Annotated in this window: 22 protein-coding genes; 9 read left to right on the top strand and 13 right to left on the bottom strand. The window is 72.8% G+C overall.

Features of this window, described 5'->3' with window-relative positions:
• The first annotated feature begins 52 nt into the window (after positions 1–52).
• The gene (locus AC07AB_RS05145; protein WP_478561543.1) at positions 53–2,005 is read left to right on the top strand and encodes an ABC transporter ATP-binding protein; all 1,953 of its coding nucleotides are present in this window, start codon (positions 53–55) and stop codon (positions 2,003–2,005) included.
• Positions 2,006–2,130: 125 nt separating this feature from the next.
• Here AC07AB_RS05145 and AC07AB_RS05140 read toward each other — a convergent pair whose 3' ends face one another.
• Positions 2,131–2,940, bottom strand: a complete 810-nt coding sequence (locus tag AC07AB_RS05140; RefSeq protein WP_478560244.1) for a tyrosine-protein phosphatase — start codon at positions 2,938–2,940, stop codon at positions 2,131–2,133.
• A gap of 169 nt (positions 2,941–3,109) precedes the next feature.
• Between AC07AB_RS05140 and AC07AB_RS05135 the strand changes: the two genes are divergently transcribed.
• Both AC07AB_RS05135 and AC07AB_RS05130 read left to right on the top strand, forming a co-directional pair.
• Positions 3,110–5,215 carry an alpha-galactosidase gene (locus AC07AB_RS05135; protein ID WP_478560241.1) on the top strand — a complete coding sequence of 702 codons (2,106 nt, stop codon included), beginning with the start codon at positions 3,110–3,112 and terminating at the stop codon, positions 5,213–5,215.
• A 76-nt stretch (positions 5,216–5,291) separates the two neighbouring features.
• Positions 5,292–6,113 (top strand): SGNH/GDSL hydrolase family protein, encoded by an 822-nt coding sequence (locus AC07AB_RS05130; protein WP_478560238.1) that lies wholly within the window; start codon positions 5,292–5,294, stop codon positions 6,111–6,113.
• A gap of 354 nt (positions 6,114–6,467) precedes the next feature.
• Here the strand turns inward: AC07AB_RS05130 and AC07AB_RS05125 are convergent, their stop codons facing one another.
• A complete protein-coding gene (locus AC07AB_RS05125; RefSeq protein ID WP_478561541.1) occupies positions 6,468–6,848 on the bottom strand; it encodes an ATP-binding protein in 381 nt (126 codons plus the stop codon).
• 215 nt (positions 6,849–7,063) lie between these two features.
• Here AC07AB_RS05125 and AC07AB_RS05120 point away from each other — a divergent pair, with 215 nt between their 5' ends.
• Genes AC07AB_RS05120 through AC07AB_RS05110 form a run of 3 tightly spaced genes read left to right on the top strand, consistent with a single transcriptional unit; the run spans position 7,064 to position 9,009 of the window.
• On the top strand, positions 7,064–7,930 hold the full coding sequence (locus AC07AB_RS05120) for a helix-turn-helix domain-containing protein (RefSeq protein WP_478560234.1): 867 nt from the start codon (positions 7,064–7,066) through the stop codon (positions 7,928–7,930).
• Between the two features lie 3 nt (positions 7,931–7,933).
• Positions 7,934–8,191 (top strand): DUF397 domain-containing protein, encoded by a 258-nt coding sequence (locus tag AC07AB_RS05115; protein WP_478560231.1) that lies wholly within the window; start codon positions 7,934–7,936, stop codon positions 8,189–8,191.
• A gap of 11 nt (positions 8,192–8,202) precedes the next feature.
• Entirely contained in the window at positions 8,203–9,009 is an 807-nt protein-coding gene (locus AC07AB_RS05110; protein ID WP_478560228.1) for an SAM-dependent methyltransferase, read from the top strand.
• On the opposite strand, the gene AC07AB_RS05105 is transcribed toward AC07AB_RS05110, so the two are convergent.
• The 8 genes from AC07AB_RS05105 to AC07AB_RS05070 all read right to left on the bottom strand — a co-directional run bounded on the left by AC07AB_RS05105 (position 8,982) and on the right by AC07AB_RS05070 (position 16,146).
• The gene (locus AC07AB_RS05105; protein WP_478560225.1) at positions 8,982–9,875 is read right to left on the bottom strand and encodes an STM4011 family radical SAM protein; all 894 of its coding nucleotides are present in this window, start codon (positions 9,873–9,875) and stop codon (positions 8,982–8,984) included. The two genes, AC07AB_RS05110 and AC07AB_RS05105, sit on opposite strands and share 28 nt — an antisense overlap.
• A gap of 11 nt (positions 9,876–9,886) precedes the next feature.
• Positions 9,887–11,464 carry an STM4012 family radical SAM protein gene (locus AC07AB_RS05100; RefSeq protein ID WP_478560222.1) on the bottom strand — a complete coding sequence of 526 codons (1,578 nt, stop codon included), beginning with the start codon at positions 11,462–11,464 and terminating at the stop codon, positions 9,887–9,889.
• Between the two features lie 68 nt (positions 11,465–11,532).
• Positions 11,533–12,354 carry an STM4013/SEN3800 family hydrolase gene (locus AC07AB_RS05095; RefSeq protein WP_478560219.1) on the bottom strand — a complete coding sequence of 274 codons (822 nt, stop codon included), beginning with the start codon at positions 12,352–12,354 and terminating at the stop codon, positions 11,533–11,535.
• Between the two features lie 100 nt (positions 12,355–12,454).
• Positions 12,455–13,708, bottom strand: a complete 1,254-nt coding sequence (locus AC07AB_RS05090) for an STM4014 family protein (protein ID WP_478560216.1) — start codon at positions 13,706–13,708, stop codon at positions 12,455–12,457.
• Positions 13,705–14,664: an STM4015 family protein gene (locus AC07AB_RS05085; protein ID WP_478560213.1), complete on the bottom strand. Its 960-nt coding sequence runs from the start codon at positions 14,662–14,664 to the stop codon at positions 13,705–13,707. Before AC07AB_RS05085 ends, AC07AB_RS05090 begins: the two co-directional genes overlap by 4 nt.
• A 105-nt stretch (positions 14,665–14,769) precedes the next feature.
• On the bottom strand, positions 14,770–14,913 hold the full coding sequence (locus AC07AB_RS05080; RefSeq protein WP_478560210.1) for a hypothetical protein: 144 nt from the start codon (positions 14,911–14,913) through the stop codon (positions 14,770–14,772).
• A 119-nt stretch (positions 14,914–15,032) separates the two neighbouring features.
• Complete coding sequence (locus AC07AB_RS05075) at positions 15,033–15,668, bottom strand: hypothetical protein (RefSeq protein ID WP_478560207.1); 636 nt, start codon at positions 15,666–15,668, stop codon at positions 15,033–15,035.
• A 223-nt stretch (positions 15,669–15,891) separates the two neighbouring features.
• Positions 15,892–16,146 carry a hypothetical protein gene (locus tag AC07AB_RS05070; RefSeq protein WP_478560204.1) on the bottom strand — a complete coding sequence of 85 codons (255 nt, stop codon included), beginning with the start codon at positions 16,144–16,146 and terminating at the stop codon, positions 15,892–15,894.
• A 63-nt stretch (positions 16,147–16,209) separates the two neighbouring features.
• Between AC07AB_RS05070 and AC07AB_RS05065 the strand changes: the two genes are divergently transcribed.
• A complete protein-coding gene (locus AC07AB_RS05065; RefSeq protein WP_478560201.1) occupies positions 16,210–16,857 on the top strand; it encodes an alpha-ketoglutarate-dependent dioxygenase AlkB family protein in 648 nt (215 codons plus the stop codon).
• A gap of 264 nt (positions 16,858–17,121) precedes the next feature.
• Positions 17,122–18,357: an MBL fold metallo-hydrolase gene (locus AC07AB_RS05060; protein ID WP_478560198.1), complete on the top strand. Its 1,236-nt coding sequence runs from the start codon at positions 17,122–17,124 to the stop codon at positions 18,355–18,357.
• A 173-nt stretch (positions 18,358–18,530) separates the two neighbouring features.
• Here AC07AB_RS05060 and AC07AB_RS05055 read toward each other — a convergent pair whose 3' ends face one another.
• Positions 18,531–19,205, bottom strand: coding sequence for a transglycosylase SLT domain-containing protein (locus AC07AB_RS05055; RefSeq protein ID WP_478560195.1), 675 nt, complete (start codon positions 19,203–19,205; stop codon positions 18,531–18,533).
• 527 nt (positions 19,206–19,732) lie between these two features.
• On the opposite strand from AC07AB_RS05055, the gene AC07AB_RS05050 reads away from it, so the two are divergent.
• A complete protein-coding gene (locus AC07AB_RS05050) occupies positions 19,733–20,605 on the top strand; it encodes a chitosanase (RefSeq protein ID WP_478560192.1) in 873 nt (290 codons plus the stop codon).
• Here AC07AB_RS05050 and AC07AB_RS05045 read toward each other — a convergent pair.
• A complete protein-coding gene (locus AC07AB_RS05045; RefSeq protein ID WP_478560189.1) occupies positions 20,595–23,627 on the bottom strand; it encodes a glycoside hydrolase family 2 TIM barrel-domain containing protein in 3,033 nt (1,010 codons plus the stop codon). The genes AC07AB_RS05050 and AC07AB_RS05045 overlap by 11 nt on opposite strands.
• An 85-nt stretch (positions 23,628–23,712) precedes the next feature.
• Positions 23,713–25,713, bottom strand: a complete 2,001-nt coding sequence (locus AC07AB_RS05040; protein ID WP_478561538.1) for a DUF2264 domain-containing protein — start codon at positions 25,711–25,713, stop codon at positions 23,713–23,715.
• Between the last annotated feature and the right edge of the window lie 210 nt (positions 25,714–25,923).

Genomic DNA, 25,923 nt, shown 5'->3' with positions numbered 1-25,923 from the left:
CGGCCCGTCCGGCCCCGACCCTGACGACGAGACAGAGGTGGTACCAGTGGCCATGATGGGTGGCCCCGGACCGGTAATCATGCGGGGGGACGCGCCGGACCCCTCCATCATCAAACAGCGGATCACACCCGGCACGGCGAAGCGGATCCTCCCGTACCTCGGGGCGCACCGCCGCAGCATCGTCTTTCTCCTGATCATCACGACGTTCAACGCCGCCAGCGTGGTGGCCCCGCCTGTCCTGCTCAAATACCTCATCGACAACGGCATCACCGGCCACCACATGTCGGTCGTGGTGTGGTGCGCCATCGCGGTCGGCGCACTGGCGCTGCTGGCGGGCGGGCTGGGATTCGCCGAGGCGTGGTTCTCGGCCCGGGTCAGCGAGGGGCTCATCTACGATCTGCGCACCAAGGTCTTCGACCATGTGCAGCGCCAGCCCCTGGCGTTCTTCACGAGGGCGCAGACCGGCGCCCTCGTCAGCAGGCTGAACACCGACGTGGTCGGCGCCCAGCAGGCGGTCACCCAACTGCTGTCGACGGTGTTCTCCGCCGGACTCACCCTGGTGTTCGTGCTGATCACGATGTTCTACCTGTCCTGGGTGATCACCCTGGTGTCCCTGGTGCTCATACCGTTCTTCATCCTGCCCGGCCGCCTCATCGGGCGGCGGCTACAGCGGCTCGTACGGCAGCACATGCAGGTCAACGCCGACATGGGCTCCATGATGCAGGAGCGCTTCAACGTGACCGGCGCGCTGCTGGTCAAGCTCTACGGCCACCCGGAGCGGGAGAACGGCCAGTTCTCACGGCTGGCGGGCCGGGGGCGGGACATCGGCGTCCGGCACTCCGTCGCCATGAAGCTGCTCTTCCTCACGACGCTGCTCGTGGGCACCCTGGCCACCGCGGCGGTGTACGGCATCGGCGGCGGCCTCGTCGTCAACGGCGCCTTCGAGCTCGGTTCGCTGGTGGCGCTCGCCACCCTGCTGACCCGGCTGACGGCCCCGGTCGGACAGCTCTCCAACGCCCAGGCCGACGTGCTGACCGCACTCGTCAGCTTCGACCGGCTCTTCGAGGTCCTCGACCTCAAACCGCTGATCTCCGAGAAGCCGGACGCGAGGGCGCTGCCCGCCACGGCCGCGGACGGGGCGGCGCCGGACATCGAGTTCGACGGCGTGTCGTTCCGCTACCCGAAGGCCCACGAGGTCTCGTTGGCCTCACTGGAGTCCGTCGCCCAGCCCATGCAGGAACGCTCCGACGACACGTGGACCCTGCGCGACGTGTCCTTCACCGCCCCGGCCGGGAAACTCACCGCGCTGGTGGGCCCCTCGGGCGCGGGCAAGACGACCAGCACCCACCTGGTGCCGCGGCTCTACGACCCGGTGGAGGGCGTCATCCGCATCGGCGGACACGACCTCCGTGACCTGACCCTGCGGTCGCTGAACGACACGATCGGCATGGTCACCCAGGACGCGCACCTCTTCCACACGACCATCCGCGCGAACCTGACCTACTCCCGGCCGGACGCCACCGAGCAGGAGCTGACCGAGGCATGCAAGGCGGCGCAGATCTGGGATCTGATCCAGTCCCTGCCCAACGGCTTCGACACCATGGTCGGCGACCGCGGATACCGGCTCTCCGGCGGGGAGAAGCAGCGCATCGCCATGGCGCGGCTGCTGCTCAAGGCCCCGCCGATCGTGGTCCTGGACGAGGCCACCGCGCACCTCGACTCGGAGTCGGAGGCAGCACTCCAGCGGGCCCTCAAGAACGCGCTGGCGGGTCGCACCTCACTGGTGATCGCCCACCGGCTGTCCACCATCCGCGACGCCGACCAGATCCTCGTCATCGACAAGGGGCGAGTGCAGGAACGCGGCACCCACGAGGAACTGCTGGAGCTGAACGGGCTCTACGCGGAGCTGTACCGCACGCAGTTCTCCCGGCAGTCGAACCACACCGACGCACCGCCCCGCGAGGCGACTCCGCAGCCGCCCCCCGAGCCGGTCGTCGGCCGGTGATTGGAGGAGGGCCGCGGCGGCTCGTTCCGCACGGCCCCGGCGAAAGGCCCGTCCGCGCCCCGTCGCCGCGGGGGCCGGCCGCGGCGGGGGCGACGGGCCCCCGCCGTGCGGCGCCGGCCGGCCGCTCAGTCCGTCAGCAGCCGCGCGCGCAGCAGCTCGCGGGTCCGCGATGAGAGGCCCAGCCCCTCTTCGAGATAGCGGTCGGTGGAGCCCCAGAGCTCCTCGATCGTCTCGAACGCGGCGGCCAGATACTCGGCGCGCGCGTCGAAGAGCGGCGCGAGCAGCTCCATGACCTCGGGGGACAGCGCGGCGGCCGAGTTGTCGCCGCGCCGGATCTTGTAGCGGCGGTGCGGGGCGCTGGACTCCAGATAGTCGGCGAGGATCGCGTCGCGCCCCACGCCGACGGCCAGCAGGGTGACCGCGATGGACAGCCCGGCGCGGTCCTTCCCCGCGGCGCAGTGCATCAGCGCGGGCACGCTCTCCTCGGCGAGGGCGTGCAGCACCCGGCTGTGCTCGGCGGTGCGCTCCGTGATGATGGAGCGGTACGAGCTGGACATCCGGCCGACCGCCTGGCCCTCGCCGAGCGCGACGCGCAGCTGGTCGAGGTGGCCGTCGCGGACCATCGCCCAGAACTCCTTGCCGTCGGCCGGGTCGCTGAGCGGTATGTTCACGTTCCTGACGCCGGTGAGCGCGACATCGGGGCCTTCGAGCCGGATGTCGGAGGCGTTACGGAAGTCGAAGATCGTGTGCAGGCCGAGCGAGCCGAGGAAACGGGCGTCCTCCTCGGTCGCGTGCGCGAGGTGACCGCTGCGGAACAGGACGCCGTGTCGCACGCGCCGACCGTCGAGGGCGGGGAGCCCGCCCACGTCCCGGAAGTTGCGGACACCGGCCAGTTCCGGCTCGGTCGACGGGATCTGCGGCGACTGTTGGGTCACGGGCGCTCCTCGGTTCCGTCCGTCGACGCGGCTCGTCGACAAGGCAGCTGAATCGACCATACGACATGGGTTCCAGGGGCAATCAGTTCGGCGTCGGCGCCGCACGGGCGTTGCCTCATGACCACCGCCGACCCGATGATGTTCGGACCTGTCGACATTGGGGGGCCTAGTGATCGAGGTCGGCGGAAACGACCGGATATGGCTGCTGTCCGGCGTCCGGAGCGGCTACGCACTGCACCTCACCGAGAACGATGAGCTCCTCCATCTCCACTGGGGGCCGCGGATCACGATCGAGGACGCGCAGGCCCTCGCCGCAGAGAAGATCCCCGCCGCGCGCGGATTCGAATCACCGCTCGACGGGCGCGAGGAGTACCCCGTCGAAGGGGGCCCGCGCTTCGTGCGCCCCGCCCTGTCCGTACGCGCCGACGGCGTGCGCGGTACCGAGTGGTCCTTCACCAAGGGGGAGACCGACCTTGACGAACTGCGGCTCCGCTTCCACGACCGGCTGCACCACCTCGCCCTCACCCTTCACTACCGGGTGCGCGCCGGCTCGGACGTCATAGAGCGCTGGGTCACCCTCACCCACGCCCGCACCCGCGGCGACGACGCCGCCCCCCTGGAGCTGCTGCGCGCCGACTCCGCCGCCTGGTCGCTGCCCGCGCGCGACGCGTGGCGCCTCTCCCACCTGCACGGCCGCTGGGGCGCCGAGAGCCGCCTGGTCCGCGGCGCCCTCACCCCCGGCGAGCAGCTGATCGGCAGCCGCCGCGGCCACACCGGCCACGCCCACCTGCCCTGGATCGCCCTCGACGCGGGCGACGCGGGGGAGGAGAGCGGCGAGGTGTACGGGTGCGCGCTCGGCTGGTCCGGTTCCTGGCGGATCGCCGTGCAGCTGCTGCCCGACGGAGCGGTGCAGACCGTCGGCGGCGCCGGACACGACGACTCCGGCCTGCTGCGGCTGGCTCCCGGCGACTCCTGGACCACCCCCGTCTTCGCCGGACTGTGGACCGACGGCGGCTTCGGGGCCGCGAGCCGCGCCTGGCACGCCTGGCAGCGCGGCCACGTCATCCCGGCCGCCGACCGGCCGCGGCCGGTCCTCTACAACTCATGGGAGGCCACCGGCTTCCGCGTCGGCGAGGACCAGCAGCGCGAACTGGCCCGCCATGCCGCCGAGTTGGGCGTCGAACTGTTCGTCGTGGACGACGGCTGGTTCGGGGCGCGCACCCACGACGCGGCCGGACTCGGCGACTGGACGCCCAACACCGAACGGTTCCCGGACGGGTTGAAGCCGCTCGCGGACGAAGTGCACCGCCTCGGCATGGAGTTCGGCATCTGGGTCGAGCCGGAGATGGTCAACCCCGACAGCGACCTGTACCGCGCGCACCCCGACTGGGTGCAGCACCACGAGGGCCGGCGCCGCACCGAATTCCGCAACCAGCTCGTGCTCAACCTCGCCCGCGACGACGTGCGCGCGTACCTGTGGGAGCGGCTCGACGGCCTGCTGCGCGGAGCGCCCGTCGACTACGTGAAGTGGGACTTCAACCGCTCCTTCACGGATGCCGGCTGGCCCGGCGACCCGTACCCGCGGCGGCTGTGGACCGACCACGTCCAGGGCCTCTACGGACTCTTGGACCGGCTCCGCGCCGCCCACCCGCACGTGGCCTTCGAATCCTGCTCCGGCGGCGGCGGGCGCGTCGACCTGGCCATGGCCGCCCGGACGGACCAGATGTGGACTTCCGACAACACCGACCCACTCGACCGGCTCGCCATCCAGCACGGTTTCAGTCAGCTCCACCCGGCCCGAATGATGGCGGCCTGGGTCACCGACAGCCCCAACGACCAGATGAACGGACGGGTCAGCCCCCTCCCCTTCCGCTTCGTGAGCGCCATGGCGGGCGTGCTGGGGGTGGGCGGCGACCTGGCGCGGTGGAGCGCCGAGGAGCTCGGGGAGGCGCGGGAGTGGATCGAGCTGTACAAGCGGATACGGCCGCTGGTGCAGGGCGGCGATCTGTACCGGCTGCGACCGCCCGGCGAGGGGATCTGCGCGGTCCAGTACGTGCGCGGCGAGGAGAGCGCCGTGCTGGCCTGGCTGCCGGCCCAGCGGTACGGCGAGGAGCAGCCGCCACTGCGGCTGCGCGGGCTCGATCCGGCGGCCCGCTACAGGGACCCGGACCGGGGCGAGACACACCGCGGAGCGGTCCTCACGCACCGCGGACTGCGCACGGGGCTCCGCGGCGACCTGGCCGCCGCCGTATTCCACCTTCGCCGAATTGATTGAGGTGGGATACATCACTGCACGTCAACCCCTGGTTACGATGGCGTAAGTCACTGTCGGGGGTGAAAGATGGGATGTCGTGGCAGACGATTCGAAGACATTCAACAGTGACGCGATCGGGTCGTACGCGGCTGTAGGGGACAGTTTCACCGAAGGCGTCGGCGATCCCGGGCCCGACGACACCTTCGTCGGCTGGGCGGACCGGCTCGCCGTGCTCCTCTCCGACCAGCGCGCCGACTCGGACGCCCGGGAGGGCGCCGAAGCCCCCGGAGGGTTCCGCTACGCGAACCTCGCCGTCCGCGGCCGGCTCCTCGACCAGATCGTGGCCGAGCAGGTGCCGCGCGCCAAGGAGCTCGGCCCCGACCTGGTGACCTTCTGCGCCGGCGGCAACGACATCCTGCGCCCCGGCAGCGACCCCGACGACGTCGCCGAGCGTTACGAGGCGGCCGTCGCCGACCTCGCGTCCTCCGTCGGCACCGTGCTGCTGTGCACGGGCTTCGACACCCGGGGCATCCCCGTGCTGCGCCATCTGCGCGGCAAGATCGCGACTTACACCGCGCACGTACGGGCCATCGCCGACCGTCACGACTGCCCGGTGCTCGACCTGTGGTCGCTGCGCTCCGTGCAGGACCGCCGCGCCTGGAGCGACGACCGGCTGCATCTCTCCCCCGACGGGCACACCCGGGTCGCGCTGCGTGCCGCGCAGGTGCTCGGGCTGGACGTACCCGCCGACCCCGACCAGGCATGGCCGTCGGAGGGGCAGCGCTCGCCCGCCGAGGTGCGCCGCGACAACATCCACTGGGCGCGCGAGTACCTGGTGCCCTGGATCGGCCGCCGGCTGCGCGGCGAGTCCTCGGGCGACCACGTCGAGCCCAAGCGCCCCGACCTGCTGCCGCTCTGAGCCCGCAGGCTGATACGAGGGCCTGTCCGGCGGATCGGGTCGCGCGGACCCGAGCGCCCGGATGGGCCCTGAACGCTCCGTAGCGACACGCGGCCGACCGGCCACGGGGGCGGCCCAGGACCGCTCGCGCTGTTCGCCGCGCCTCTTGAGGGGACGCCGCGCCGGGGCGCCGTATCCGGAGCGTGCCGTAGGGGGTGCCGATTACGAAGAGTGCCGTACGGGGGCCCGTTTGCGGAGCGCGCCGCGAGGCGGGCGTGCACGGAGAGTGCCGTACGGGACCTCTGCGTGCGGAGGATGTCGCGCCGTACGTCCGTACGCCCGTAAGTCCGTCCCGCGCCGTGGCCGGAACCCCACTCAGTGCCCAGGCCGCGCGCCCGCCAGTACCGCCCACACGACGCGCCCCCGGCCGATCTCACCAGGGCGTACGCCCCAGGCGTCCGACACCGCGCCGACCAGCAGCAGGCCGCGCCCGCTCTCCTCGTCCGCGCCGCTGAGCCTGGCTCGCGGCTGATCCGGACCGTATCCCTGGTCGGCCACCTCGACGTGCAGCCGGTCGCCGCTGACGTGCAGCCGGCAGCTGACCTTGTCGCTTTCGGTGTGCCGCACGGCATTGGTGAAGAGTTCGGATACCACCAATTCGGCGTCCTCGCACACCACTTGCACCACGCCCCACTCACCGAGCCGCGCGAGAACTCGTCTTCGCGCTTCGGCCACCGAGGTGTTCCGGGCCGGCAGGTGGAACGCGTCCTGTAGGTGCTGGACGGACGAACCGCCTCGGCGCCTTAACGAGACTGCGTCATAGGAGTAGGCCACTTGGCAACTATGTGCGATGTGAGTCGCGTGTGGCAAGGTTCAATCTGTAAATTGCAGAATCGCAAGCACAGTCTGTTAGCTCAACCAGCTGCGTGACACACTGCTAGGCATATGACATCAGTTGGAGGGGATCGACAGTGGCGGACGCACGGCCGGTAGGCGCTCCGACCGTCCTTCGCGTAGTGCTCGGCAAGCGATTGCAGGACCTGCGCGAGAAGGCCGGGCTCAGTTACGAACAGGCGGGCCGGGCCCTCGACGTCACGCACGCCACCGTCCGCCGGATGGAGAAGGCCGAGGTCGGGCTCAAGATCCCGTACATCGAGAAGCTCCTCGGCATCTACGGGATAGACGACTCCGACGAGATCGAGAACTTCGTCGCACTGGCCCGCGAGGCCAACCAGCCCGGCTGGTGGCACCGGTTCCGCGACGTGCTCCCCGACTGGTTCAGCGCCTTCGTGAGCCTGGAGGGTGAGGCCAACCTCATCCGCGCCTACGAACCGCACTACATCCCCGGACTGCTGCAGACCGAGGGGTACGCCCGCGCGGTGCTGCGCGCCGGAATGCCGCACGCCGAAGAGGCCGACATCGACCGCGGGGTCGCCGTCCGCATGGAGCGCCAGTCGCTCCTCACCCGCGAGGGCGCGCCCCTGCTCTGGGTCGTGATGGACGAGACCGTCCTGCGCCGGCGCATCGGCGGCCCCGAGGTCATGCGCGAGCAGGTCGACCGGCTGATCGAGGCCACCGCCATGCCCAACGTGCGACTCCAGGTCATCCCGTTCGAGGCCGGACCGCACCCGGCGATGTACGGGCCGTTCCACATCTTCCGGTTCCCGATCCAGGAGCTGCCGGACATCGCCTACGCCGAGAACCTCGTCGGGGCCGTCTATTTCGACCAGCGCGACGACGTCTCCACCTTGCTGGAGGCGCTCGACCGCATGTGCGCGCAGGCCGCGCCGGCACACACCACCGAGGCCTACCTGGGTGGCATTCGTAAGGAGATCTGAACCATGGGTCGCATATACAACGGCATGCCCGCCAAGGACCTCGGGAGCGAGGGCTGGCACAAGCCGTGGAGCGGCGGCAACGGCGGCAGCTGTGTCGAGGCCATGCGGCTGCGCGACGGCAGGGTGGCCCTGCGTCAGTCCACGGACCCCGACGGGCCCGCGCTGATCTACACCCACCACGAGATCCAGACATTCATCCAGGGCGCGAAGGCGGGCGAGGCCGATTTCCTGCTCGCGGTGCCGAGCATGAGCGGCGAGTGAGGGAGCAGCACGTGAGCGAGCGCGGATTCTCGGCCGAGGAGCTGGACACCAGCAGACCCCACCCGGCCCGGATGTACGACTACTACCTCGGCGGCTGGGACAACTACCAGGTCGACCGCGAGGCGGCCGAGCAGGTCATCAAGATCATCCCGGATGCCCGGCCCAGCGCCCGCGCCAACCGGGCCTTCCTGCGCCGCGCCGTGCGGGAAGTCGTGCGCGGCGGCATCCGGCAGATCATCGACATCGGCACCGGCATCCCGACCTCGCCCAACACCCACGAGGTGGCCCGCGAGGAGTCGCCCGACGTACGGGTCGCCTACGTGGACAACGATCCGATCGTCTCCGTCCACGCGGGCGCGAAGCTCACCAACGCGGGCGACGCCGGATTCGTGCTCGCCGACGTCCGCGAGCCGGAGGCGATCCTGGCCCACCCCGTCATCAGCCGGCTCATCGACTTCGACGAGCCGGTGGCCCTGATGCTGGTCGCCGTCCTGCACTTCATCACGGACGCGGAGGACCCCGCCGGCATCGTCGCCACCCTCGGCGAGGCGCTGCCCGACGGCAGTTACCTCATCCTCACCCACGGGACCGGCGACTTCCACCCCCACGTGGAGGGCGACGCCGCCGACGCGTACAAGAACGCCACCGCCTCGCTGACCGTGCGCGGCTTCGAGGAGATCGTGCCCTTCTTCGACGGGTTCGACCTCCTCGACCCCGGCCTCGTACAGGCCCCGCTGTGGCGGCCGGACGGCGCGCCGCCCGCCGTCGACGAACTCTCCCGCGTCGCCTTCTACGGCGGGGTGGGCCGCAAGGGCTGAGCCGGTACGCGCTCCAGCACCCCGCCCGCGAACACGTCGTACAGCGGCAGCGACTCCAAGTGCACATAGCCGATATGGCAGTCGCAGACGGCGAGCGGGCAGGCGCGCGGGCGCAGCGCCGCGCGGTACGTGCCGTCGTAGAGGTTGCCCAGCTCGGCACGGACGAAATGACAGCGGCGCACCGTGCCGTCGCCGTCCACCGAGACGACCGACTCGCCCGTACGGCACGGCAGTCCGCGGCTGGCGTGCGGGTCGCGGCTGTACGGGAAGAGCGGGTCGAGGGCCGTCCACAGTGCGGCCTCCGCGTCGGTGTACGTGCGGCCCTCGGCGGCGTTGACCCACAGGTAGACGTGGCCGGGCAGGTCGGCGCGCAGCCTGCGGGCGTCGTCGAGGTGCTCGGGGAGGCCGACCACCCCGACGCTGAAGCGCACGCCGAGCGCCGCCAACTCCCGTGTCCGGTCCAGGAACCGGCCGTACGGAGTCTGGCCCGGGTGGTACGTGCACCACAGCGCGACGGTGTCCGCGTCGGCGTCGGCGAGCCACTCGGTACGACAGCTGAGGTTGGTCTGGATCGCCACCCTGCGCAGCTGCGGCAGCTGGCTCAGCTCGATGAGCGCCCGGCGGTACCAGGAGCGGACCAGGCCCTCGCCCCAGGGCGTGAAGAGGACCGACAGCCGGTCGCCGCTCTGCTCACCGGCCCAGCGTGTGAAGCGTTCCAGCGCGGCGCGGTCGGCCCTGAGCGCCGCCGGGCTGTCGCGGCGCTTGGCGAAGGGGCAGTACGGGCAGTCGTAGTCGCACGAGGCGAGCGGGCCCCGGTACAGGAGCGTCAAGTCCCGTCCGCCGCCCGCCGTCTGAGCACTGGTCACGTGGCGCCCGCTCACTTGAGGTCGTAGTCGGCCATCGCGGCGCGCACCGCGGGCGAGAACAGCTCGGGGCCCAGCGCGTCCGAGTGCGCCAGTCCCTCGGGCGAGAGCCGCAGCCGGTCCGGGGCGGCCGACTCGTCGAGCCAGCCGCGCGCGGCGCACCGCGCCAGCTCGGCGGGGAAGTCCGCGCCCGCCTCGGTGCCGAAGCGGTCGCGGTACTCGGCGAGGGACGCGCCCTCGGCCTGGAGCAGCGACTGCAGGAGATGGCGCCGGCGCGGCTCGTCGCCGGACATCCGGTGGCCGACCTCGGCGCGGCCGAACTCCTCGGCGGGCCGCGCGACATAGTCGTCGACGATGGCGCGGATCTGCCGCATGTCCACGGCGTAGTCGAAGGAGTAGTGGACGGACGAGGTGTAGGAGCGGGCCCCGCAGCCGAGACCGACCATTCCGTCCGTCTGGCAGGCGTGGTCGCCTTGGCGGGCAGCCTCGTCCCGGCGGGCAGCCTCGTCCCGGCGGGCAGCCTCGTCCCGGCGGGCGGCCTCGTCTTGGAGGGGGGTCTCGTCTCGGCGGGTGGGTGCGTCTTGGAGCGCGGGGGCGTCCTGGCGTGTGGAGGTGTCTTGGCGTGAGGGGGTGTCTTCGCGTGCGCAGGTGTCTTGGCGCGCGGGGGCGCCGCCGCTGCTCGGTGTGTCCGCGCGCCGGAACATCCGCATCGAGACCTGCTCGTAGCCCTGGCCGAGCAGATGGTCACGGCCCTGCCGGTACAGCCGTAGCCGCTGCTCGTCCCATCGCGCGTCCGCCGCGGCCCCGGCCCCCTCCTGGCGGCCCAGCCCGGTCAGCGGGCGCACGTACAACGGGTACAGATACAGCTCCTCGGGGCGCCAGACGAGGGCGGCGTCCAGCGACTGCCGCCAACTGCGCGCGGTCTGCCCGTCGATGCCGTAGATGAGGTCGATGTTCAGGACGGGGATACCGGCCGCCCGGATGCGGCCGAGCGCCGCTTCCACGTCGGCGCGGCGCTGCGGGCGCACCGCCGCCCGCGCCTCGGAGTCCACGAAGCTCTGCACCCCGAGGCTCAGCCGGGTGGTGCCGCGCTCGGCGAGCACCGCGAGCCGGTCGGCGGTCGCGGTCGCCGGGGACGCCTCCACCGACAGCGGCACCGACCGCAGGTCCGCGCCCATGCGCAGCTCCGCTATGTCGCACAGCCGCGTCAACTCGGCGGCGGTGAGAAAGGTGGGGGTGCCGCCGCCGAACGCCGCGGCGGCGAACCGCGCCCCGCCGTCCAGCGCCGCGCGCACCGCGCCCGCCTGCCGCTCCAGGGCGTCGAGGTAGGCGGTGGTCAGACCGTCCGGGGCGCCGATGCGCGTGAAGAGATTGCAGAAGCCGCAGCGCACCTCGCAGAACGGTATGTGCAGATACAGCGAGAGGGCCCGCTGGTCCTCGCTCGCCCACAGTTCGCCGAGCGAGGGCCGGGGGCGCAGCGGCCGGTAGGCGGTCTTGTGCGGGTAGGCGTAGACGTAGCTCTGGTACGGGCGTACTGGCGCGGCCTCGTCAACGGCGGCGTCAGCGGCGGCCGTACGGGTCGCGGTGCTCATCGGGCTCATGTGGCTCGTAGGACTCGTCGGATTCATCGGGCTCGTCGGATTCATCGGGCTCACCGTGCTCATCGGGCCTCTTCCGGAAAAGGGGGATCGAGGAAGAACTGGGCGTAGGGGACGGTCCAGACGGCCTCGTGGCCGAGCCGGTGACCCGTGTATCCGTCGTCCCCGTACGCGGTGCCGTGGTCGGAGCAGACGATCGCGAAACACCGCCGGCGGCGGCTCGCGGCGGCGAAGAGACGACCGATGTGCCGGTCGACGTACTCCAGGGCGGCGGCGTGCGTGACGCGCGAGTCGCCCGCCTCCCGGGTCGCGCCGGGCAGGTGGAACCAGTTGGGCTGGTGCAGCGCCGACACGTTCACGAAGAGGAACAGCCGCTGTTCGGCGGGGAGCGCGGCCACGACCCCCTCGGCGCACTCGACCTGCGCCTCGAACGAACGGGGGGAGGGGACCCCGAACCCCGGCTCCCAGTGGCTCTCCTGGAACAGACCGGGCAGCACCCCGCCGAGCGCCCCTTGTTTGTTGAAGAAGCCGACCCCGCCCACGCACACCGTGCGGTACCCGGCCGCGGCCAGGCCGGAGACCAGGTCCGGGGTGTCGAAGACGTACGTGGCCGGGGCCGTGGACTCGCTGCCCGCGAACCGGGCGGCGAACAGCCGCTCATGCGGCCCGGGGGCGGCCGGGGTCGGCAGGAAACCCGCGAACATCGCCTGGTGCGAGGCGTAGGTGAAGTTCCCCGGGGCGTGCCGTTCCTCCCAGCGTCCGCCCGGCAGATGGCGGGCGAGGTGCGGTATCCGCCCGGCGGTCGCCAGCTCGGAGGCCACGTCGTAGCGCAGCGTGTCGAGTGTGACGAGCAGCAGGTCGTGGCTGCCCACGACCTCGTTCATGTCGGGATTCGTGCCGAGGGGCATGGTGGGGGTCGGATCGGGCGTCCCGCCGGGATGCGTGGCGGGCGTCGGAGCGGGGTCCGCTCCGAGCGCGCCGGCTTCAGGGGCGGGCGCCCGGTGCGGCGGGGGTTCGGACGGCGGCGTGGGCATGGTGCTCCTGGTACGGGGTGTGCTGGGCGTGCTGAGTGCGCTCGGCGTGCGAGGCGGACGCGGTGGGCGCGGTGGGCGCGGGGCCGCGGGCGGAGGGGCCGCGGCCGTGCAGTACGGCAGCGACCTGCGCGCCGTACGTGTCCAGGGATTCGGCGCCGCTCCCCGCGAGGCCGGTCAGCCCCGGCAGCAGATCGCCGAAGGCGTTGACCTCGCCGACCGCGAACCGCCGCCAGCCGCTGCCGGGCAGCAGGTCCACGCCGACGCACAGCGTGTCGGGAAAACAGGCCGCGGCCTCCTCGCAGATGCCGAGCACCCCGGACCAGGCGGTCCCCGCCGCCTCGGCGGCGGCGCGGGCGGCGGCCAGATCCCCGCGCGTCCCGCCGAGGTGAAGGTTGGTCATGGGCGACCGGCTGGTCCGCACCACCGCGTGGGTGGCGCGCCCCCCGACCACGACGACCCGCAGATCCGCGGCGCGACCGCGCTGGGACGCCTTCGGCAGCCAGCGCTCGATGTGCAGGCCGTCCGGCGCCAGGGCGTCGACGATCGCGGCGACCTCGGCCTCGGTGCCGTAGCGGCGCACCCGCAGGGAGTTGAACAGCCGGCCGTCGGCGGTGCGCTCCACCGAGGTGGTGGCGCACACCCGGCCGGGGCCCGCCACCTCGACGGCCAGCACCCCGGACGCCGACGAACCGTGCGCCGGCTTCACGAAGGCGCGCCGCAGCCCGGCGGACGCGAGCCGGGCCCGTACGTCCGCCCAGTCCCGCACCGGTTCGGCGGCGCCGCCGGACGTCGGCGACACCGGCACGGGCATCCCCGCCGCATGCAGCACGCCGTGGCACAGCCGCTTGTCGAAGAGCACGGCGATGTCCCCGGGAGCGCTGAGCACCGTCGCCCCGGCCGTGCGCGCGGCCGCCACGACCTCCCGGACGGCGCCGGTGAAGCGCGCGTACCAGCGGGCGGACCCCTCGGCGCGGGCCGGGTCCGGCGCCCCGCGCAACAGCCGCTCCACCTCCTCGTCCTCGCCGGGCGAGTCGATCCGCACCGTCTCGCCCGGCGCGAACCGCGCCCCCTCGCGCAGCACCTCGCGCCACGGCAGGACACGGGGCTCTGGCAGCCCCGCGGCCCGTACGGCCGCCGCGAAGAGTGTGACCCGACGGTTGTCCGGGTTGCCGACGACGGCGAAGCGGGGGAGCGGCCCGCTCATTCGGCGACGGCGGTGTAGCGGATGACCTCGCCGTCCTCCCACTCGTCGGCGTCGGCGTCGTCGTCCGAGAGGTCGAGCTCCACGCCGGACGGCTCAAGAGCTTCGCGCAGCCGCCGCCCCATCTCCTCCCCGATGTAGTTGTGGTGCAGATCGAGCCACTTGAGGTGGGTGAGCGACTGGCCTTCGAGCAGCGCCAGCGCGCCCTCGTCCGTGAGCACCCCCATCGACAGGTCCACCGACTCCAGCCGGGCGACGACGGGCGCGGCGGCGACGGCGGCGGCGATCGCGTCCTGTTCCTCGCTGTTCTGGAGTCCGAGGTGGCGCAGGCTCGGCAGGCGGTCCCCGGCGAGGACGGGCGCGAGGTCCTCGACCGTCGAGTCGCCCCCGTACTCCTCGACGCCGAGCCATATCTCCAGATACTCCAGCGCGGGCAGATCGCTGGCGGCGACGCCGCGGACCACGTCGGCGGGGAGCCCGCCCGCCTCGAAGCTGAGCGTCCGCAGCCGCTCGTGGCGCACGGCCGGGAAGCACAGGCCGGTGCCGCCGCGCACCCCGAACTCGCGCAGCGCGGGGTAGGCCGCGAGCACCGGCGTCACATCGGACTGCTCGATCCAGGAGATCTCCGCCTCCTCCATCACCAGATCGCCGATGAAGACGGCCTCCAGAGCGGTCAGCCGGTCGCGCGCGGACACCAGGAGCTCGACGACCGCGCCGGAGTCGTTGTCGTACGGCTCGCCCCACGGGCCGACGATCAGCGCCCGTACGGCCGAGCAGTCCACCGCCGTCAGAAACCGGCCGAAGAGGTCTTCGAAGGACTCCGCGCCGTCCGTCCACGTATCGGCGGCGAGCCGCCACGCCACGCTCGCGGCGGCGGGCAGCTCGCCCCGGTGATCGGGCCCCGGGAAGTCGAAGGCGGGCAGGCCGTGCAGCTCTTGGAGGTGTTCGACATCGGACATGGCAGAGCTCTCCTGACGCGTGCGGACAGTGCGAACCCGCGGGAACGGGAAACCGCGGGAACGGCGTGCGAAGAGTTGTACCAAGAGCCACTGACAACGGCCCTGTCAGACCCCCGCCCCGCCGGTCGCGTCCGCCGGGTCCGCGCCCGGAATGCCGCACCTGTCCTCGCGGCCCTGGCTGGTGATGCCGCACGCCGCATTCATGCGGGCCCGCGGATTCTCCACCCCGATGACCGCGGCCGACTCCACGGGCCGGGGCTGTCGTCCTTGCCCGTACGGTGGACCGGCCGCCGTACGATGCGACATCGCGGCCGCAGAGGTCGCGGAGGTCATAGAGGTCACAGAGGCCACGTGGGGGAGGCCCGCCGCTACTGCGCGGCGTTCGGCGACGGCGCGGCGGGTGCGGACGCCGACTCTTTGGCCGAGGGCCCCCAGCGCGGGCAACCGGGACCCGTCGCCTCGGAGGCCGCCCCGGTCCCTGCCGTGGCGGTGGCCGAGGGCGGCTCGGCCGCGGCATGGCGGGGCGGCCTCCGAGGCGACGGGTCCGCCCGGAACGCGACCAGGAGGCCCGAGCCCGCGGCGTCCCGCACCTGGAGGTCGCGGATCTCGACCCCGGCGGCGGCGCGCGTCAGATCACGCAGCAGCGCGGAGACGACGCCCCGCTCGGCGGCGCGCGCGCCCGCGCCCGCGCCCTGCGGCGAGGGCGCGGGGTCGTCGTAGTCGGCGCAGGTCACGGTGCACTGCTTGCCGGTGACCCCGATGGACAGGCGGTAGTGCCGTTCCGAGCTGTGCTGCTCGACGAACCGGCAGGCACCGCCGGCGGCCCGGGCGAGAGCGGTGGCGAGGCGGCGGTCGGCGCCGAGGGCGGACAGGGCGCCGTGCAGCAGGCCCGCGGCGATGTCGGCGCTGCCCGCCGTCCGTTGCACGGAGACGGCCCAGGACATCGGTCCGGTGTGGAGGCGAGGGTGTGCCAGGAACGCCGACGCTGTCGGCTGCTGATCCAATGACTTCACCTCGGCCGTGGGCGGCGGCGTCCGTAGACAGATCGATGGCGCGCGATGCCGGGGACCGGGGCATGTCGACTTTAGGACGGGCAGGACCCGCCGTACAGGCGACTGTCGGACAGATGCGGGCGGGGCGGGGCGGTGGACCCGTGAACCGCGGGCCGCCCGGTGCCGCGGGGCACCGTCACAACCGGCCATTCCTTCCCAGGCGTCCCACGACCGTTCACTCCCCGACGTCCCGCCGGTTCGACAGTGCCGCCTGGGCCAAGGGGGTGAGCGCACGGACCGTCACCGCCCCGTCCTCGGCCGCCCGCTCCAGGGACAGCCAGCCCTTGTCCGCCAATGAGCGCAACTGGCCGCGCGCCTCGTCCCCCAACTCCTCGGCCAACTCGTCCTCCGACGGGCCGTCGCCGGCCGTCAGCCGCTCGTTGACCCGCAGGAGAAGCGCCTCCTCCTCCCCGGTGATGTTGAAGTCCATGGGGCGACCGTAAGCGCCCGCCGCGCCCCGCGCGTGCCGGGGAACGTCGAGGACCATGGAGGCATGACAGCCGACGGTGAACTCTTCCCCCGACCGGTCACGGAGCCGGCCCCCGGCGCTGTCCATGTGCCGGGCTGGCTGGATCCCGCCGGGCAGGCGCGGTTGCTGCACGCGTGCCGCGAGTGGGCCAGGCCGCCCGCCGGGCTGCGGACGGTGTCGATGCCGAACGGCGGCGAGATGTCGGTGCGGACCGTTGGGCTCGGCTGGCACTGGTTCCCCTACGGCTACGCCCGTACCGTCGTCGACGGCGACGGCGCGCCCGTCAAACCCTTCCCCGACTGGCTGCGGGAACTGGCGCAGCGCGCGGCCGAGGACGCGCTCGGGGCCGGCCCCGAGCCGTACGACATCGCGCTGATCAACTTCTACGGTCCCCACGCCCGGATGGGCATGCACCGCGACAGCGACGAGAAGTCGGACGCGGCCGTCGTCTCACTGAGCCTGGGCGACGCGTGCGTCTTCCGGTTCGGCAATACGAGCGACAGGGGGCGGCCCTGGACGGACGTCGAACTGCGCAGCGGCGACCTCTTCGTCTTCGGCGGCCCTTCCCGACTGGCCTACCACGGAGTGCCGCGCACCCTCCCCGCGACCGCTCCGCCCGCGCTCGGACTGACCGGACGGCTCAATATCACGCTGCGAGTCAGCGGCATGTGACCGACTCGCGGACGCGGTGTTCGCTCTCGGCTTGAACGCGTCCCCCGAAGACGGGGTGCGCGCGGAACATCCGCGCGGGTCTTGCCGGTTGAAGGTGCTGAGGCCGTCCGGGCCCGCGCCACGGGGGTGGGCCCGGACGGTGTGGGCGGGCGCCGCGGGGCGGTCCGCCGGCCCGGCCCGGCCACCGACCTGCCGAAGATCACCTCGTGCGGGTGCGCACCGCACAGATAATGGGGTGACCTGCCCCCTCACTCTGGAGGCGCCGTGACCGGCCCCCGCCCGAAATCCTCCCCGCTCGACGCGCTGCGACCCGCCGCATTCGGGGCCGACCCGTCCGGAGAGCGGATGGCACGCATCCGGCGGTCGCCGAACTTCGCCGACGGGGTGTTCACCAACCCGGTCGCGGCCTCGGTCGCCCCCTCCGGCTCGATGCTGAAGTTCCTGCCCACGTACTTCCGGAAGGAGGAGCGCGCGAGCCGGGCCCCGGCCGGCACCGTGCCGGTGCACCCGACGACCCTCGCCGACCTGGCCGAGCCGCCCGCCTCCGGGCTGCGGCTGACCTGGATGGGCCATTCCAGCGTGCTGGCGGAGATCGACGGGCGGCGGGTGCTCTTCGACCCGGTGTGGGGGCAGCGCTGCTCGCCGTTCGCCTTCGTGGGCCCCCGGCGGCTGCACCCGGCGCCGGTGCCGCTGCGCGAGCTGGGCCGGGTGGACGTGGTCGTCATCTCGCACGACCACTACGACCACCTGGACATGCCGTCCGTACGGGCGCTGGCCCGGACCGGCACGACCTTCGTCGTGCCCCTGGGCATCGGCGCGCACCTGGAGCACTGGGGCGTACCGGCCGAGCGTACGACCGAGCTGGACTGGCAGGAATCGGCCAAGGTCGCCGGCCTCACCCTCACCGCGACCCCGGCCCGGCACTTCTGCGGCCGCGGGCTGCGCAACACCCAGCACACCCTGTGGGCCTCCTGGGTGGTGGCCGGACCCGAGCACCGGATCTTCCACAGCGGTGACACGGGGTACTTCCCGGGGTTCGCGGAGATCGGCGCGCAGTACGGCCCGTTCGACGCGACGATGATTCAGATCGGCGCCTACAGCGAGATGTGGCCGGACATCCACATGACCCCCGAGGAGGGCATGCGGGCCCACCGCGACCTCCAGGGGAGCTCGTCCGGGACGTCCGGCGAGGCGCTGGAGGTCGGCGGGGCGCCCGGCGGTGTCATGCTCCCGATCCACTGGGGCACCTTCAACCTCGCCCCGCACCCGTGGCACGAACCCGCCGAGGGCACCGTCGCCGCCGCCGAACGGGCCGGGGCCACGGTCGCCACCCCGCGCCCGGGCCAGCCCTTCGAACCCGCTGCGCCGCTGCCGGTCGACCCGTGGTGGCGGGCGCTGGCCGCGGCCCCGGCGGGCGGCTGGCCCGCGCTCGCGGGGGTGGTCCGGGTGGATCGGGTGGAACGGTCGGGGCCGGCGGAGGAGGCCGTACTCCAGGCTTAACGCCCGGGTACGGACCTGCGGGGCGCGCGCCGGTACGTCCATCCGGCGCGTACGCCCCCCGTAAGCGCCCGGCACGCACCTCCGTACGCGCGCCCCGCAGGCTCCCGACGCGCGCGCCGGATTCGCACGTCCCGGACGCGCTCCGTACGCGCGCCCCGCCGGGCCGCGCGGTGTCAGCCGGGGTGCTTCACAGCCTCTCCCGCCTTGTCCCAGTTCTGGTGCAGGCGGTCCAGGTAGGACTGGGCCGCCGCGCCCGGCTTCGCGCCATGGGCGAACGCGGCCATGTTCCCCGCGCCGGCGTTGTAGCCCAGCGCCAGCAGCTCGTCCTTGGTGTGCGCACCGGAGCGCTGGGCGGGCAGCTGCGCGGCGAGGTCGTGCAGGTGCCAGGCCGCGGCCTCGATGGCCAGGCGGGAATTGCCGGGCAGGTCGTGCCAGCTGCGGTCGGCGAAGTCGCGGCCCCGCTTGGCCTCGTCGAAGGCGGCCTTGTGCATGTTCGCGATGCCGAACGCGGAGTCCTTCTTGATGCGCTGCCAGGCCCGCTCCAGCTCGGGGTCGTGCGGCTTGTACGACTCGGCGTACAGGATCGCCATGAGGAGCCGCGGGTTGACGCCTGCCTTCTTGGCATAGGTGACGACCTGCGAGGCGTACCGCGTCGGGTCCTGGGTGTCTTTCGGAGTCGGCGCGGCTTCGCCGCTCGCGTCGGGCGTCGGTGACGTGGACGTCTTGGACGCGGAGGGGTGCGGCCCGGACGTGTCGTCGGAGCCGTGGCCGCAGCGCGCGACCCCTACGGCGGCCAGGACGACCACTACGACGATCGGCCACTTCCGGCGCCTGTGAGGAGTGCTCATGGCCTGCCTCCCATCATGAGGTCATGAGGACGTGTACGAGAAGGCATGATCCCTGGTCCGTCGGCGCAATGGCAGCCCGGCTGGTGAGAGGGCGAGAACGCGGCCCGTCCACCGCCGTGACCGGCACCCGGAATCAGGGTGCGGGCGCCCGGTCCGGCGGCCGGCATCCCGTCCCGTCCCGTCCCGTCCCGGGCCGGGCCGGGCCGGGACGGGACGGGAGAATTCTGAGCGGCCGTACCGGCGAGCTGGTCCCCTTCGACGCGGAGCCGCCCGGTCCCTGACCGCCCCCGTGCAGGTCAGGGACCGGACGGCGGTTGTTCCCGTGGTGGGGCCGGTGCTGCCGTCCTGGGGGCAAGAGGTCATCTCCTGGGACCAGCGGGGCAGTTGCGGGGCGGTCGGGACATGTCGGGGTGTGGTGGGCGGCTGCGGCGGGGAGTTCATGTTCTACCTCTTGTGGCCGGTGTGGACTGCCCGCTATCAATGGTTAGGAAAGCTTCCTAACAGCCAAACGGGAACGGAGTCACCGCATGTCCGTGCGCACCCCGAAGTCGAAGACCGCCCGCACCGCCCTGATAGGTCTGGCCATCGCGATCCCCGCCTCGCTCGCCCTGGCCGGGGTCGGCCAGGCGACCGAGGCCACGCACGCGACGACGGCCCGTACGAGCGCCGCCGCTCCCGCTGCCAAGGCGACCGGGCTCGACGACCCGAAGAAGAAGGAAATCGCGATGCAGCTGGTCGCCAGCGCCGAGAACTCCGGCCTCGACTGGCGCCGCTACTTCGCGTACCTGGAGGACATCAAGGACGGCCGCGGCTACACCGGCGGCATCATCGGCTTCACTTCGGGCACCGGCGACATGCTCGAACTCGTCGAGCTGTACACCAAGAACAAGCCCGGCAACCCGCTCGCCAAGTTCCTGCCCGCCCTGCGCAAGGTGAACGGCAGCGACTCGCACGCCGGCCTGGGCACGCCGTTCGAGAAGGCGTGGGATAAGGCCGCCCTGGACAAGGCGTTCCAGGACGCGCAGGAGTCCGAGCGCGACCGCGTCTACTTCGACCCGGCCGTCAAGCAGGGCAAGGCCGACGGTGTGGGCACGCTGGGCCAGTTCGCCTACTACGACGCGATCGTCATGCACGGCCCCGGCACCGACAAGTACAGCTTCGGCGGCATCCGCAAGACCGCCATGTCCAAGGCCAAGACCCCGGCGCAGGGCGGCGACGAGAAGGCGTACATCAGCGCCTTCCTCGACGCCCGCAAGAAGGCCATGCAGAGCGAGGAGGCGCACAGCGACACCAGCCGCGTCGACACCGAGCAGCGCGTCTTCCTCAAGGCGGGCAACCTCGGCCTGGAGCCGCCGCTGAAGTGGAAGGTCTACGGGCAGTCCTTCGAGATCAAGGAGTAGCGGCGGGCGCCGACGGGGTGGGGCCGGTCGTCGAGAAGGCGAACGAGAACGACGCCGGCCCCGCCCGCAGCCAGTGTTCCGGCAGCACCCCCGGCCCGCACGACTGGCTGCCGATCCCGTGCTGGCCGTGGTCGAGATGGATCCGGACCGTCTCGCCCGGCACCAGGTCAGGGGTGTGCGCCGCCGCGTCGAGCGCCTCGCTCGTCCAGCGCCGGGCGGTGAACCAGAAGGCGGGAGCGCCGTCGATCCGCACGCCCGCGCCGTCCCGGCGGCCGAGCCGGGCCCACCGCACGTCCGCCCGCGCGCCGTTCTCCTGCGGCCGTACGTACGGGGTCTGCATCGCGTCCACCGGCATGGCGTGCCTGCCGACGCGCGACGCGGCCCGGGTGTCCGGATACGCCTCGCCCGGCCCGCCGCCGAACCACTCCGCCTCGCCGAGCTCCCCGGGGACGTCCAGGCGCACCCCGAGCCGGGGCAGGGGGCACGGCCAGTCGCCCTCCGGCGTCACGGACACCGCCAGGGACAGCCGCTCGCCGTCCGACGTCCAGCGGTACTCCGCGCGCAGCCCGAGCCCGCTCGCGGCCGGGGCGAGCCGCGCCCGTACGACCAGGGCGTCGCTCTGGGCCCGCACCTCGTCCACCCGGTGGCGCATCCGGTGCAGCCCGATCCGCCGCCACAGCGGCCCGTGGCGTACCTCGCTCTGCCAGGGCGCGCCCTCGTCGTTGTCGGTCGGCGCGCGCCACACGTCGAGACGGGGGCCCTCGACGCGGAAACCGCCCAGTGAGCGGAGCGCGCCGGTGGCGGCGTCGAAGACGCCGGGGCCCAGCACGAGGGTCGCTCCCTCGCCCGGCTCGCCCGGCGCACCCGGCCGGGGCACGGTGACGCCGGGGCTCCTCTCGTGGCTCGCCGCGGGCGTGTCGCCATCCAGCGTCCGTGACGCGTCCGGCAGTTGACCCCAGGCCACCTCGTGCCCGGCGTCCGCCCACACCGCGGGTTCGGCCAGTACCGCCCGTACGGTCCACCACGCCTCGCCCGCGAGCGCCCCGGGCGGCGGGTCGGGCAGTTTCAGCTCCGTGCTCTCGCCGGGCGCCAGTGACGGCACGTCAAGCCGCCCGTCGGCGACGGCGACGCCTTCGACCCCGTACGACCAGGAGAACGCCAGATGCGCCAGGTCGGCGAAGTCGTGCCTGTTGGTGACCCGCACGGCGCCCGCGCCCGGGCCGGCCTCGATCCGCACCGGTTCGATGACCTTCTTGAACTCCACGAGCCCCGGCGACGGGGTGCGGTCCGGGAACAGCAGCCCGTCGCAGCAGAAGTTGCCGTCGTGCAGCTCCTCGCCGAAGTCGCCCCCGTACGCGAAGTACCGCTGCCCGTCCGGCGCGTACCGCGCGATGCCGTGGTCGATCCACTCCCACACGAACCCGCCCTGGCACCGCTCATGCGTCTCGAACAGGCGCTGATACTCCGACAGGCCGCCCGGCCCGTTGCCCATCGCGTGCGCGTACTCGCACAGGATGAACGGCAGACCCCGACGCCGTTCGTCCAACTCCGCGTCCTCATAGGGCTCTTCGGTGCGCCGGCCGATCCGGTCGACCTCGGCGTGGTCGGCGTACATCCGCGAATAGACATCCGTGTCGCGGCAGGACGGATCGCCCTCGTAGTGCAGCGGGCGCGACGGGTCGCGCTCGCTGATCCACCGCGCCATCGCCGACAGGCCGGACCCCGAACCGCTCTCGTTGCCCAGCGACCACATCACCACCGACGGATGGTTCTTGTCCCGCTCCACCATCCGCGCGGCGCGGTCCAGCAGCGCCGGGGTCCACCGCTCGTCGTCCGCCGGGTTGCCGCGCCACTCCAGGGCGTGGAAGCCGTGCGTCTCCAGATCGCACTCGTCCACGACCCACAGCCCCAGCTCGTCGCAGAGCCCGAGGAAGGCCGGGTGCGGCGGGTAGTGGCTGGTGCGGACGGCGTTGATGTTGTGACGCTTCATCAGCAGCAGGTCGTGACGCATCGTCTCCAGGTCCACGGTTCGGCCCGACTCCGGGTGGAACTCGTGCCGGTTGACGCCCCGGAACAGCACGCGGCGCCCGTTGACCCTGAGCACGCCGTCCGCCACCACGACCGTGCGGAACCCGACACGCAGCGGAATTCGCTCGCCGCCCGTCACCAACTCCCCTGCGTACAGCCGCGGCGTCTCGGCGGTCCACGGCTCCACGGCCAGGCTCGTCCACTCTCCCGTGGCCATGTCGATGCCCAACTCCGGTACAAAGACCCTGCCTTGGGGCTCGCACTCCACCCGCAGCGTCCCCGTGCCGCTCGTGTGGTCGTACGAGGCGTGCACGAAGAAGTCCCGGACCGCGCCCTCGGGCCGCCTCTCCAGCGTCACCTCACGGAAGATGCCGGGCAGCCACCACTGGTCCTGGTCCTCCAGATAGCTCCCCGACGACCATTGGTGCACCCGCACCGCCAGCACATTGCCGCGCGCCCGCAGCGGCCCGCCGACGGCGAACTCGTGCGGCAGCCGGCTGCCCTTGAAGTGGCCGAGCTCCTGCCCGTTCAGCCACACCCGCGCACACGACTCCACACCCTCGAAGCGCAGCACGGCGTCCTCGCCGACGGGCCACTCCTCGGGCAGGTCGAAGACGCGCCGGTAATCCCCGGTCGGATTCTCGTCCGGCAGCCGGGGCGGGTCGACGGGGAAGGGGTAACCGGTGTTCGTATAGGCGGGCGCGCCGTAGCCGTGCAGCGGCCAGTGCGCGGGCACGGGCAGCTCGTCCCAGCGCGCGGAGTCGAAGCCGGGCCGCGCGAAGTCGTCGTCGGCCGCCGTGGCGGACGGCGACAGCCGGAACCGCCACTTCCCGCCGAGCCGCAGCCGCGCCGCGTCCGTGGCCGCCACCCACGCGCGGGGCGGCAGGGTCCCGGCGCCCGGCGAGACGTCCTCGTAGTAAGGGGCGTCCTCACCGGATCCGTTGTAAGGGTCGTCCTCGCCGAAAGGGACCGGCGTGCGCGGTGCCTGGCTCATCCTGCTCCTCACCCAGCGGCTCTTCGCGTCCCGTGCCACCCGTCGGCCACACGGTGCACTTGCCAACGCTGCGGTATCGCGGCGGTCACGACAAGAGGACAGGGCCGCCGGACGAGGACGAACCGGGAAATACAGACGTGCCGCCGGGGATCGGCGGCGTGTCGGGCAGCTCGACGGTCACCTGATCGCCCGTCACCGTGACCGAGACGGCGCCCCGCAGGGCCTGCGGGTCCACGCTGCCCCGCGTGAGCACGACGAGCGTGACATGGACCGTACGGCCGCCCGGGTGGCCGGGAAGAGTGAGGTACGGCGTGGCGGAGTGCGGCCCGAAGGCATTGGCCCCGGTCTCGCGGCGGACGTCGGAACTCGACCAGCCGTGCAGCGCCACCACGGCGCTCGCCAGCCCGTCGGCCGTACGGGCCAGTGCCCAGCCCGCCCCCGACTCGGCCTCCGGCAACTCGGCGGCGGCCACCGCGTACCCGCCCTCGCGGACGCCGACGCCGGGCGGGGCGTCGACGCGGTGCACCCGGATCTCCCAGGGCCCGTGCGACAGCGTCGTCGTCTCGATGCGGTGGGCGCGGGCGTCGCCGGGCAGCTCGGCCCGATGCCAGGAGGAGGCGGTACGGCCCGCGCAGGCCAAGGGGTGGATACGGCGCCGCCGGGACGGGACGCCGGCCGGGGTGACGAGCGCGATGTGGCTGTCGACGGTGTGCGCCCAGGCGTGCGGCGCGGACTCGGGCGCGGTGGCCGAGGAGTAGGCGAACTTGGCGTAGTGCGGATCGTCGCCGTCCTCCCTGTCGCTCCCGTCGCCGGGCGGCTGGTGGTCGCTGCCGTGGTTGACGAGCCGGACGATGCCGTCGCTCCGCGTGCCGTGCAGCAGCCAGCCCGGCGCGGGCAGCGCCGTGCACTGGTCGGACTCCTCCACGGGCAGGGGTAGTTCGCGGTCCGTCCAGGCCGGGTGGCCGGGCGCGAGCAGCAGGCCGAGGAACCCCTTCGCCGCCCAGTAGGGCGACGCCGGGCCGGAGTACGCCTGAGTGGTCGGCAGATGAGGCGCGTACCAGCCCAGGGTGAGCAGCCCGCGGCCGTCCGGCGCACCGCGCTCGGCGAAGTGCCGCACCGCGCCCGAGGCCAGACGGCGCGTCAGCCCCGGTGCGAGCGGCGTGCAGTCGGCCAGCGCGCCCATCCATACCGGGGCCACCGCGGCGAACCGGTAGGTGAGGGACCGGCCCTGGTGGACGGGGGCGCCGTCGCCGCCGAAGAAGTGCGGGTAGGTGGCGAGGAACCGGGCCAGCCGCTCCTTGTAGACCGCGGTCCGCCCGCCGTCGTCGGCGCCCGCCATCCGCGACCACAGCAGCGGGTAGAAGTGCAGCGCCCAGCCGACGTAGAAGTCGAAGTTCCTGCCGTCGCCGTCGCTGTACCAGCCGTCGCCGACGTACCAGTCCTCGATGCGGTCCAGGCCGCGCTCGATGTCGGCCCGCGAGTGCGGCGCCCCGACCGAGGCCAGGAACTGCGCCGCGACCACCTTGAAGAGCCGCCAGTTGTTGTCGTGGGTCCGGAGTCCGGAGAAGCCCGCGAGCCAGTCGGCGACCCGCTCCTGAACCCCGCCGTCCAGCCGGTCCCAGATCCACCGGCGCGACTCGGACAGCCCGACGGCGATCGAGGCGGCCTCCACCATCTGCTGCGAACGGTCGGTGAGCGCGGGCCACGCCTCGCCGCTCGTACGGTCCGTACCGGAGTCCAGCCCGGCCGCGTACCGCTCGGCCAGCTGCTCAAACCGCTCGGCCGACCGCCCGTGCTGTTCAGCCGGACCCCTGGACCGCCCGGACAGGCTCCCGGGGGCACCGGCGCCGGCCAGTCGGAATGACGCGAGAAGGAAGGACCGGGCGAACCCCTCCAGACCATCCGATACCGCACCGGAACAGCTCGTCCGGCCCGGCAGCCGGTACTGCGCGCGGCCCGGTGAGGCGTACGGCACGAGAGCGTCGAGGAGGTGGTCCGCCATCGCCTCCCAGTGCGCCCGGGTCCAGCCCGTACGCGGGGAGAGGACATGATCGGCGGGCGGGAGGAGCAGCGGGGCGGCGTGCACGCGTCCCAGAATGTCGCCGCGCGTCACGGCTGACAACATGCCACGGCCGCCAAGAAGACGGAAACCGGCCCCCTCGTGGGCTTCCCCGGGTGGGGGGGGGCGGAGGGGGGGGGGGGGGGGGGGGGGGAGGGGTCGGGTGGGGAAGAGAGGGGGGGGGGAGGTGGGGGGGAGACGAGAGGAAACCCCCATCCGTGGTGGGGTGTGTCGCCC

It is taken from the genome of Streptomyces sp. NPDC044033 (genome assembly GCF_056434425.1).
Note: the sequence above shows the minus strand (reverse complement) of the source record. Positions and strands in the feature narration are given on the sequence as shown.